Origin of the sequence: Bacterioplanoides sp. (genome assembly GCF_965226395.1) — a bacterium.
In the GTDB taxonomy this organism is placed as follows: domain Bacteria; phylum Pseudomonadota; class Gammaproteobacteria; order Pseudomonadales; family Oceanobacteraceae; genus Bacterioplanoides.
Window position 1 is genome coordinate 1919496 of record NZ_OZ245358.1, and the last position, 10505, is coordinate 1930000.

At 51.2% G+C, this 10505-nt stretch carries 11 protein-coding genes (1 of these 11 only partly in view); 6 read left to right on the forward strand and 5 right to left on the reverse strand.

All coding sequences use genetic code 11. The annotated features are described in order from the left end of the window. Positions 1-7 precede the first annotated feature (7 nt). The 3 genes from hemL to ACO05E_RS08785 form a co-directional block, all read right to left on the reverse strand. Positions 8-1309: a glutamate-1-semialdehyde 2,1-aminomutase gene (hemL, locus tag ACO05E_RS08775; protein WP_419812569.1), complete on the reverse strand. Its 1302-nt coding sequence runs from the start codon at positions 1307-1309 to the stop codon at positions 8-10. Between the two features lie 342 nt (positions 1310-1651). After that, positions 1652-2074 (reverse strand): protoporphyrinogen oxidase HemJ, encoded by a 423-nt coding sequence (hemJ, locus tag ACO05E_RS08780; protein ID WP_255858453.1) that lies wholly within the window; start codon positions 2072-2074, stop codon positions 1652-1654. Beyond that, positions 2074-3813, reverse strand: coding sequence for a chloride channel protein (locus ACO05E_RS08785; RefSeq protein WP_419812570.1), 1740 nt, complete (start codon positions 3811-3813; stop codon positions 2074-2076). The genes hemJ and ACO05E_RS08785 overlap by 1 nt, the downstream gene beginning before the upstream one ends. 151 nt (positions 3814-3964) lie before the next feature. On the opposite strand from ACO05E_RS08785, the gene argC reads away from it, so the two are divergent. From argC to ACO05E_RS08810, 5 genes are all read left to right on the forward strand, one after another. Next, positions 3965-5011 (forward strand): N-acetyl-gamma-glutamyl-phosphate reductase, encoded by a 1047-nt coding sequence (gene argC, locus ACO05E_RS08790; protein WP_419812571.1) that lies wholly within the window; start codon positions 3965-3967, stop codon positions 5009-5011. A 39-nt stretch (positions 5012-5050) separates the two neighbouring features. Continuing rightward, entirely contained in the window at positions 5051-5794 is a 744-nt protein-coding gene (locus tag ACO05E_RS08795; RefSeq protein WP_419812572.1) for a DUF6776 family protein, read from the forward strand. Positions 5795-5797: 3 nt separating this feature from the next. Beyond that, on the forward strand, positions 5798-6223 hold the full coding sequence (locus tag ACO05E_RS08800; protein ID WP_419812573.1) for a bactofilin family protein: 426 nt from the start codon (positions 5798-5800) through the stop codon (positions 6221-6223). Between the two features lie 68 nt (positions 6224-6291). Next, complete coding sequence (erpA, locus tag ACO05E_RS08805) at positions 6292-6639, forward strand: iron-sulfur cluster insertion protein ErpA (RefSeq protein ID WP_419812574.1); 348 nt, start codon at positions 6292-6294, stop codon at positions 6637-6639. A 16-nt stretch (positions 6640-6655) separates the two neighbouring features. Next, on the forward strand, positions 6656-7201 hold the full coding sequence (locus ACO05E_RS08810; protein WP_419812575.1) for a DsrE family protein: 546 nt from the start codon (positions 6656-6658) through the stop codon (positions 7199-7201). A gap of 113 nt (positions 7202-7314) precedes the next feature. Here ACO05E_RS08810 and ACO05E_RS08815 read toward each other — a convergent pair whose 3' ends face one another. Beyond that, on the reverse strand, positions 7315-8427 hold the full coding sequence (locus tag ACO05E_RS08815) for an anhydro-N-acetylmuramic acid kinase (RefSeq protein ID WP_419812576.1): 1113 nt from the start codon (positions 8425-8427) through the stop codon (positions 7315-7317). Next, positions 8424-9821: a peptidoglycan DD-metalloendopeptidase family protein gene (locus ACO05E_RS08820; protein WP_419812577.1), complete on the reverse strand. Its 1398-nt coding sequence runs from the start codon at positions 9819-9821 to the stop codon at positions 8424-8426. Before ACO05E_RS08820 ends, ACO05E_RS08815 begins: the two co-directional genes overlap by 4 nt. Positions 9822-10004: 183 nt before the next feature. On the opposite strand from ACO05E_RS08820, the gene tyrS reads away from it, so the two are divergent. Further along, positions 10005-10505, forward strand: the start of a protein-coding gene (gene tyrS / locus ACO05E_RS08825) for a tyrosine--tRNA ligase (protein WP_419812578.1). It continues 801 nt past the right edge of the window; the window shows 501 of its 1302 coding nt (coding positions 1-501); the start codon lies at positions 10005-10007; its stop codon lies off the right edge, out of view.

A 10505-nucleotide genomic window follows, 5' to 3' on the forward strand; every position in this document is an offset into this window, starting at 1 on the left:
CTGCTCGTTAGCCTTTCAGGCTGGCCATCACTTTTTCTGCCGCAGCGATGGTGGCTTCAATATCCTGTTCGCTATGGGCAAACGACATAAAGCCTGCTTCAAATGAGCTTGGTGCCAGATACACACCTTGCTCTAACATACCGTGGAAGAATTTATTGAAGCGCTCACCGTCACATTGTTCAGCCACGTCTTTAAAGCAGGTGACTTCTTCGAGCTCAGTGAAGAACAAACCAAACATAGAACCGGCTGAGTTGCTGGTGAATGGAATGCCGTTCGCGTCAGCTGCCGCCTGGAAACCATCCAGCATTTGTTTAACGCGTGCTTCCAGCTGCTCGTAGAAGCCCGGTGCCTGAATGGCTTTTAACATCGCTAAACCAGCGGCCATGGCGAGTGGGTTACCAGACAAGGTACCTGCCTGATATACCGGGCCAAGTGGCGCCAGGTATTCCATGATTTCACGCTTACCACCAAAGGCACCCACTGGCAGGCCACCACCAATGACTTTACCCAAGCAGGTCATATCTGGCGTGATGCCATACCATTGTTGTGCGCCACCCAGAGACACACGGAAGCCGCTCATCACTTCGTCAAAAATCAGCACAATACCGTGCACATCACACAGTTCACGCAGACCTTGCAGGAAGGATTTGCTCGGTGGAATGCAGTTCATGTTGCCCGCTACCGGCTCGATGATGACACAAGCCACCTGATCGCCAATCTGAGAGAAGCACTCTTTAACGGAATCCAGGTCGTTGTAGTTCAGGGTGACGGTGTTTTCGGCAACGGCGGCTGGTACGCCCGGAGAGGTTGGAACACCCAGTGTTAACATGCCGGAGCCGGCTTTTACCAGCAGAGAATCGGCGTGGCCGTGGTAACAGCCTTCAAATTTCACCAGCTTATCGCGGCCGGTAAAACCACGCGCTAAGCGAATTGCGCTCATGGTGGCTTCGGTGCCGGAGTTCACCATACGAACCATATCCATGGATGGAATCAGTTTGCACACTTCACTCGCCATGGTGGTTTCAATGCCGGTTGGAGCACCGAAGCTCAGGCCGTTGACCATTTGTGCTTGTACCGCTTCGATGATTTCCGGTGCGCTATGGCCCAGAATCATTGGCCCCCAGGAACCAACGTAGTCGATGTATTTGTTGCCATCGGCATCGTGAACGTAAGCGCCTTTAGCGTGATCGAAGAAGATGGGTGTGCCACCCACACCTTTAAAGGCACGAACCGGAGAGTTCACGCCACCCGGGATGTGTTTCTGAGCTTGGGCAAACAGTTGTTCGGATTGTGAGATGGAGTAAGACATAAATTTCTCGGTTCACTCTTTAAAATTAAGATAAGTGAGCGAAATAAAGAGCGATTATTTTTCTGCCGCCGCGACATGCGCATTCAGTACATCCATGTACTTCACCCTGCGGGCGTCTACGCCGTGCAAAAATGCTGTCCTGCATTTTTGTGTCGCTGCTCTCGAAAAACAATCACTCTTCATCTCTTTATATATTCAACAATGTTAGAGCTAAATTAAGCGAGTATTTCTGGTATCTGTTGCTGACCCTCTATCGCAGGGATGCGATAGGGGAGCTTCCATGGATGGATTTACAGCGCGTCAGATACAGATGCCAGTAATGCTTGCTAATGACTTCAAAAATTAAAACGGTCGCACGACCACCATGATGACAATAAAGATCAGCAAAAAGACCGGTGCTTCATTAAACCAGCGATAAAAAACATGCGAACGCTGGTTGGCATCATCACGAAATACTTTTACCAGATGGCCACAATAAAAATGGTAAGCCACTAATAACACCACCGCCGTGAGTTTGGCGTGCATCCAGCCACTGGAAAAGTAATACGATGGATTAAAACTCAGCAGCCAGGCACCCAGTGCAATCACTACCACCATCGAAGGTGTCATAATGCCGCGGTACAGTTTGCGCTCCATAATTTTAAAACGCTCTTGCGACGGTTGGTCATCGGCACTGGCGTGATACACAAACAAGCGTGGTAAATAAAAAATAGCGGCAAACCAAGTCACCACCGCAATGATATGAAAGGCTTTCACCCACAACATCAGACATTCTCCGGCTGATAACGATAAAAGTGTTCTATCTGTTCCCGTGATACCACGCCAACACAATGCTGGCAGTGGCTGTCACGATAAACGGCCAGCCATTGTAATTGACTGTCCTGCATCAGGTCTAAGGCATCCTGTAAATTGGCTTTCAGGGCAATTTGGCCCAGCTCTTCGCGGTCAGCCGGAATGGCAATCAGATCAATGTCGTCGGTTTGTGCATCCGCCGTTAATACATGAGCCAGATCCGCCGTTGCCAGCAAGGCCTTTTCATGGTCGATTAACAGCCATTCGGGCTTTTCCTGCAAAATCAGCTCTGCACTGCGGCGACTGATATGGCGGTCAACGCAGGCGATATTACGGTTCATGGCCTGCGCGACCCAGGTATTGCGCAGCATTTGCTGTACCGGAGAGGGTGTTTGTGTCAGCGGACTTTTGCCTAACAGCACCTGAAATACCGAAGGTAGGTTAAAGATTTCGCTCACTACCATACTGGCGATCACAATGGCTAGCATGCCCGGCATAATAATGTTGTGATTAGCCGTCAGCTCCAGCATGGCAACCAGCGCCGCCAGCGGAGCCCGTAAGGTGGCACCCATCATGGCACACATGCCCAGCATGGCGTAGAAACCTACCGATACCGGATAATCCGGCAACCATAACGCCGATAGCTGGCCCATCACGCCGCCTAACGCCGCGCCCACAAACAGGCTGGGGCCAATCAAACCACCGGGAAAGCCAACGGCTGCTGCCCAGGCCGTCAGCACTAATTTGCACACCAATAAAGCCAGCAAGCTGCCAATCACGGCATGGCCTGCGAGCGTGTCATTCACGGTGTCGTAACCAATGCCCAGTACTTGTGGCAGTAACACGCCAACCACGGCCGTAGCCAGACTGAGGCCGCCCCATTTAAGCCAGAGCGGCAGGGCATTCAGCTTCTGGAATTGTTTTATGGTCAGGATAAAGATTGCTGAAGTGATACCGGCTGCCAGCCCTAACGCCAGAATATAAGGAATTTCCAGCAATGAGTTCATATCCAGCGACGGAATAACAAAGGCGGTTTCTGCACCAAACACGGCTTCACTGACAATCGCGCCCGCCACTGAGGCCAGAATAATCGGAATAAAGCCACGGATGCTGTATTCCAACAGCACCACCTCCATGGCGAAGATGACTCCGGCCATCGGGGTGTTAAACGACGCAGAAATAGCACTGGCGACACCACATCCGGCGAGAATCCGTAAGCGGTGATGAGCCAGACCAAAACGCTGCCCAATCTGGCTGGCGGTGCCGGCTCCCAAATGTACCGCAGGCCCTTCGCGGCCAACGCTATGACCACTGAGCAGCGCAATAATGGCACCGACCCATTGCAGCAATAAATTGGGTAAGGGCAAATAGCCCTGATGATGCTCCATGCGTTGCAGCACATGGCCAACACCGATCGAGCGTCGTTCTTTCGATAATGGCTGAAAGATGGCGATCAGAATCAGGCCGCCGCTTAGCAATAAGGCCACACGCAGCCAGGGAGTGAGCGCTTCGTAGTCTTCATCACTGGCCATTGGCAGCAGTTCAACCAGCGGAATTTCGATGGCAAAGCGGAACAGGGTGATGACACCGGCACTGGCGAGGCCAACCAATAATGCTAATAACGCCAGACCAATTTGATTATTCGACAGGGTGACATGAGTGAGCCAGTGTTCTTGTAAACGTTGTTGCAGCCGCTGTTTGAGTGAGGTCACGGGGTGTCCATTGCTTGTCAAAAGTTGATCCAGTGCGTAATCCTGAGGATGGCGGGTGTCAGGTGATTCAAGAATCAGTATTATAAGCGTCTTTTTGCGATTGCATAACGACTCACAAAGCAATTCGGGAAACAACACAAGAGGCAGCACTGTGATTAAAGTTGGTATTGTTGGTGGCACGGGTTATACCGGTGTCGAACTGCTCAGAATTCTGGTTAACCACCCAAACGTTGAACTCAGCGTGATTACCTCTCGTAGTGAAGAGGGTGTTCCGGTGGCGGATATGTTTCCGAATCTGCGCGGCCATACCGATTTACGCTTTTCTGTCCCGAGTGCCGAAGCACTGGGTGCTTGTGATGTGGTGTTTTTTGCCACGCCTCATGGTGTTGCCCATGCACTGGCAGAAGACGTATTAAATACCGGAGCAAAAGTGATCGATCTGTCGGCGGATTTCCGTCTGCAAGACGCGGTTGAATGGGAAAAATGGTACAACCAGCCACACGGTGCGGTGAACTTATTACCGGAAGCGGTTTACGGTTTGCCGGAAGTCAATCGTGAGCAAATCCAACAGGCGCGTTTAATTGCCGTGCCGGGCTGTTACCCAACCTCGGTGCAGTTAGGTCTGATTCCGTTGCTGGAAAAAGGCTTATTGCCAAAACAAACCCTGATTGCAGATTGTAAATCCGGTGTCAGCGGTGCTGGACGTGGGGCTAAGGTTGGCTCGCTGTTGTGCGAAACTTCAGAATCCATGATGGCTTATGCCGTACCGGGTCATCGTCACCTGCCGGAAATTAAGCAAGGTTTAGCCCGTGCCGCCGGTGAATCGGTCGATTTGACCTTTGTTCCGCATTTAACTCCGATGATCCGCGGAATTCATTCTACACTGTATGCCCAAGCACCTGATTTAGCTGACAATTTACAAGGTCAGACACTACAGCAATTGTTTGAGACACGTTATGCCAACGAGCCGTTTGTGGATGTGATGCCAGCGGGCAGTCATCCGGCGACGCGCAGCGTAAAAGGCAGCAATATGTGTCGTTTATCGGTTCACCACAATGAAGACACCGGCCAGATTGTGGTGTTGTCGGTGATCGATAATCTGGTGAAAGGCGCATCCGGGCAGGCGGTTCAGAATATGAACATTATGTTTGGCTTGGATGAGAGCGCCGGGTTGAATCAGGTAGCGCTCTTACCTTAAACATTAACACCTTCATCATTAACAATAAGGGAATTTCAAATGGCAGTGGTTAAAGGCAGTCAGCAGGATCAGTTGGTGATCCGGCATTACCAGCCCTGGCAGCGCTTTCGTCAGTGGTTGTATACCCTGATTCTGTTATTGGCCATTGGTGCTGGTGGTTATTTCGCCGGTATTTACAACAGCACTGCCAGTATCAAGGAGCTGACCGGAACCCGTCAGGCACTAGAGACCGAACTGCTCGACAGTGAACATGAAATTGCCCGCTTAACCCAGCGCGTAGGAGTGCTGGAAAAAGGTGGCGAGGTGGATCGCAAAGCCACCGAAGGCATTCGCCAGACCGTCAAAGAGCTGAAGGCGCACATCTCCACGCTGGAAGAGGAAGTGTCCTTTTACAAAGGCATCATGGCACCGAGTGCCAACGACAAAGGCCTGAGAATCAGCAAAATTGCCATTGCTCCGGGCGAAGAAGCCGGGCAGTTCAGCTATTCCATTATGCTGACTCAGGTGGCCGACAACAGCAGCTATATCGCCGGTTTGGCCGCGGTGAACTTTGTTGGTCAGCAGGGCAGTGAAAAAGTCATTCTGCCATTACGTGATCTGGACAAAGGGATCACGGATCTTGGGGTGAAATTCCGCTTCCGTTACTTCCAGGAAGTCAAAGGCACACTGACGTTGCCGCCACAATTTAATCCTGAGCAGGTTCAGGTGGTATTACAGTCCACCGGCAATAAAGCTCAGCGCGTAGAAGAATCCATCGAATGGCCCGAAACAGGAGAGGCATAATTCATGTTCAGCAGTAAAGATAAGGGTGCCAGCACCCACTATGACACCCTGATTTCTGCCAAAACCGAAATTGTTGGTGACGTGAAGTTCACCGGTGGCCTGCACGTTGATGGCCTGATCAAAGGCAACCTGCTGGCGGATGCTGGCAGTGATGCGGTGGTTCGTATCAGTGATAAAGGCCGGGTCGAAGGTCAGATTAACGCGCCGAATGTCATCATTAACGGCAACGTTGTTGGTGATGTACACGCCGGAAAATACATCGAGCTGGCGAAGAAAGCTCAGGTGAACGGCGATGTGTATTATCAGGCCATGGAAATGGTACTGGGTGCTCAGGTGAACGGTAAGCTGAACCATCAGGTAAAAGGCAACCATCCGAAAAAAGCGGTCGAGATCGCTAAAGAACAGTCTGGTGCAGATGTAAGCAACTAATAAAGTTGACTGAAATACTCGGGTAAGCCGATAATTTCCAATCAGATCCGTAAAACCCTGGAGCATTCATGAGCGCCGTGCAACAAGCCAACCCATTTGACCTGAGTTCTGCTGCGGAAGAAAAAATCCGTGAGCTGCTGCTGGAAGAAGCAGACGATGAGCTATGTCTGCGGGTCTTTGTTACCGGTGGTGGCTGCTCCGGATTTCAGTATGGCTTCACCTTTGATGATGAAAAAGCGGACGATGACTTTTTCGTCAATGCCGATGGTGTTCGTGTGTTAGTGGATTCTCTCAGCTACGGATATCTGGTAGGGTCTGTACTTGACTATAAAGAAGGTTTGGAAGGCTCACGGTTTACCGTTGATAACCCTTCCGCTACATCCACTTGCGGCTGTGGTTCTTCATTCTCCATCTGATGCCGGGAGTCGTGTTATGACCATCAAACATTTTGTTATTCGTTCGTCTCTGACACGACTGCTCGCTCCTGTTTTGTCTGTTTCTTTATCTCTGTCGGCAGCGGTTGCTGCTGAGTCTGGTACTGGTACCGAGATGCAGAAAAAAGAAATGATGAAAGGCAAAGTACCGATGCTGCAAACCGCAGCACCACAAAAAGCCACACCACAAAAACTTCAGGCACTGGTTCAATTGCACACTGCTGACGAACTGCGCTCTTTATTGGCACGTGCCGAACAAATTGCCAATGGCAAAGCCGAATACAGCACCGCAGACCCAATTGCACTGGTGCTGCATGGCTCTGAAATCGAAATCTTTAAACGCAGCAACTACCGCGACAATAAAGAGCTGGTGGATCTGGCCGCACGCTTAGATGCGTTTAACGTCGTGGACTTGAAAGTCTGCACTCGCTGGATGGGGGAGCACAATCTGGATGAAGGTGACTTGCCGCCTTTCCTGGAAGCCGTCCCGTTTGGTGGTGATGAAGTGATTCGCTTAGATAGCGAAGGTTACGCTTACTTCTAAACAGACGCGCCTAATTAGCAAAAGAGCTGTAGTACTTTTCTCCGCCGCCCGGCAGGCATATGGATGTGCCTTCGGGGCGGCGGCTGAAAATGTCGTGTGCCAGCTATGGTTATCTACGCCGGATAAATTCCACCCAGTATTCGATAGCCCAGTGCTCCAGTCACCTGAGGCGCATTGCCCGATAGCTGATTCAGAGTACGGTACGCCAGCCAGGCAAACGCCATCGCTTCCATCCAGTCCGGGTCAATACCTGCAGCAGCACTGCTATCAATTGTGTGGCCAGGCAAAGCCGCGCGAATACGTTGCACTAAGTCCGGGTTATGCACGCCGCCGCCACACACCAGAATCTCGCCATCAGCATGACCAAAACGACGCACTGCATCGGCAATCGTATTGGCCGTTAGTTGGGATAAGGTGGCAAGCACATCTTCAGGGCTGTAGTGATCCAAATTGATTGCCAGATGATCCAGATTAAACAGCTCTCGCCCGGTGCTTTTAGGTGGCGGCTGCTGTAAGTAAGCATGAATCTCAGCTTGCTGTTGCCATTGTTCCAATAGAGCTGGGATGACTGCGCCAGTGGCGGCACGTTCGCCGTTAAAGTCCTGCGGTTGTTGCCACTGTAACTGGCACCACTCATCCATCAGGGCGTTGCCGGGGCCACAATCGAAGCCTGCCAGTTGCTCGCCGAGAACAGTCAGGTTAGCGATACCGCCAATATTAAGAACCATGCGTGGTGATGCTGAATCTGCAAGACATTCCTGATGAAATGCCGGAACCAGTGGTGCACCCTGACCGCCCGCAGCAATATCCCGCCGGCGAAAATCGGCAATGCAGCAAATGCCGCTGTGCTCAGCAATCCAACTGGGGTCACCCACTTGCCAGCTAAAACCTTCTTCCAGCTTCTGTTGGCGTAAGGCTTTATGACGCAGGGTGTGGCCATGACTACCAATGGCACAAATATCACTGGGCTGTTTACCCGCTTCGGCCAGCAGCTGATTTACCGCTTGTACACTGATTTTGGCGATGGCCCGGTCAAGTAATGCCAGTTCTTCAACACTTGCTTGTGCGGTGATGGCCAGTTCACGTAACTGGCTTGAGAAAGCGGGTTCATAATCGAGCCCTATGGCATGAATCAGTCTGGCAGGTTGATCAGGTAAACATTCAACCAGCGCGGCATCCATACCATCGGCGCTGGTGCCCGACATCAGGCCAATAAACAAGCTCACTGACTGTCTCCGCGAGATGCTAAAGAGGCCTGATTCGCCTGCTGTTGCTCAGCATGGCTCTCAAGCCACTCCACCAGATTAGCCGACTGCTTCAGGAAATCCGCTTTTTGTTTCTTCGAAATAGATTGTGCCTGCGGCAGTTTGATTCGTAGCGAATCCCGGTGTACGCCATCTACCCGGAATTCATAATGCAGGTGTGGTCCGGTGGCTAATCCGGTGCTGCCAACATAACCAATAATCTGACTTTGTTTTACCCGGCGGCCTTTACGTACACCACGACCAAATTTACTCAGGTGTGCATACAAGGTCTGATAGCGGGCACCGTGCTGAATAATCACCACATTACCAAAGCCACCTTTACGTCCGGCAAAGGTTACCTTGCCATCACCGGCCGCTTTGATGGGGGTGCCTCGGGCGGCGGCGTAGTCGGTGCCTTTGTGGGCGCGAATCTTATTTAATACCGGGTGTTTGCGGCGCAAATTAAAGCGTGAGCTGATACGGGCAAAGTCGATGGGGTTACGCAAAAACTCTTTGCGCATACTCAGGCCTTTAGGAGTGTAATAGTTGGCGTCGCCTTTATTGTCTTCATAACGAACGGCAGTCAGCTCACGGCCACGATTCTCGAAGCGGGCAATCAGAATGTCGCCGTTACCAATCTTTTCACCATCGAGATAAATCTCTTCGTAAATCAGGCTGAAGGTATCGCCCTGACGAATATCCAGAGCAAAGTCGATATCCCAGCCGAAGATACCGGCCAATTCAATTAATATCTGCTCCGGCACACCAGCCTTACCGCCGTCATAAAACAGCGAGTTGTTAATCGTCGCGCTGGCAAACCGTGGACGGTAGTCGGCGTTACGCTCAACCAGTTCGTATTGCAGCTTGCCCTGAGCATCACGCACCAGACTATGGCGGGCGAGGGGAGAGAGCACCATCTCAAACTTCTGAATACGGTTATCGCCGGAGCTGACCCAGCGCAGTTTTTGTTTGGGCTGTAGACGTAACGCCTGTTTCGGTGCAGCGGCTGCAATTTCTAATACATCGACGGCACTCAGATTAAAACGATCAAATAGCAGCGACAGGTTTTCCCCCGGGCGCACTTCCGCTTCAGACCACACTTCCTGAGGTTTAGCAGGCACTTCCGGCTTCTTCTCCGGTATGTCGATGACGATGCGGGTTTGTTGCTGGTGTTTCTGGTCAAGCGATTGTGGGTCGGCTTGCTTCTGATCTGATTGCCGTTGATCAAGCTGTACTTGGTCAGGGTCAGGCTGTTGCGCAAGATCTTGTGGATCATCGCTGGGCCAGAAGCTCACAAACAACACTAATAGAAATAAGCCCAATGCCCCGGCAAGGTGGCTTATCGGGAAATACTGCAAACGTCCGGGCAGAGCCATGTAACTGAATGTCCTTCGATATAATCACGCGGGGCAAGTGTACCCAATGAAAACGGCAATGTCTTATTGCTTACAAAGTGTATGTTGTTATTGATGCCTTTGTTGCAAAGCCTGGCTCTTGATTTTGCACCTTGTTCAGGTATGTTCACCGTCCCTTAATATTTGATACAACCGAGAACCCTCATGACTGCTGCGCTGATTGATGATTTAAAAGCCCGCGGCCTGTTAAACCAGGCAACCGCCGATGAAGAACTGGTAGAACATCTGCAAAGTGGATGTCGTACTCTTTATTGTGGCTTCGATCCAACCGCGGACAGTCTGCACATTGGTTCTCTGGTTCCGTTGCTAACGTTGAAGCGCTTCCAGCAAGCGGGTCATAAGCCAATTGCGCTGGTGGGTGGGGCAACCGGTTTGATTGGTGACCCGAGCTTTAAAGCGGCCGAACGTAAACTGAATGGCCCGGAAGTTGTGGCGGGCTGGGTTGAGAAGCTCAAAAAGCAGGTGAGTGCTTTTATCGAATTTAACGACAGTGAAAATGCCGCTGACGTTGTGAATAACCTGGATTGGGTTGGCAATCTGAATGTGCTCGATTTCCTGCGCGATGTCGGTAAGCACTTTTCCGTAAACAATATGATTCAGAAAGAATCCGTTAAGCAGCGTATCGACCGTGAAGGTGCCGGAATT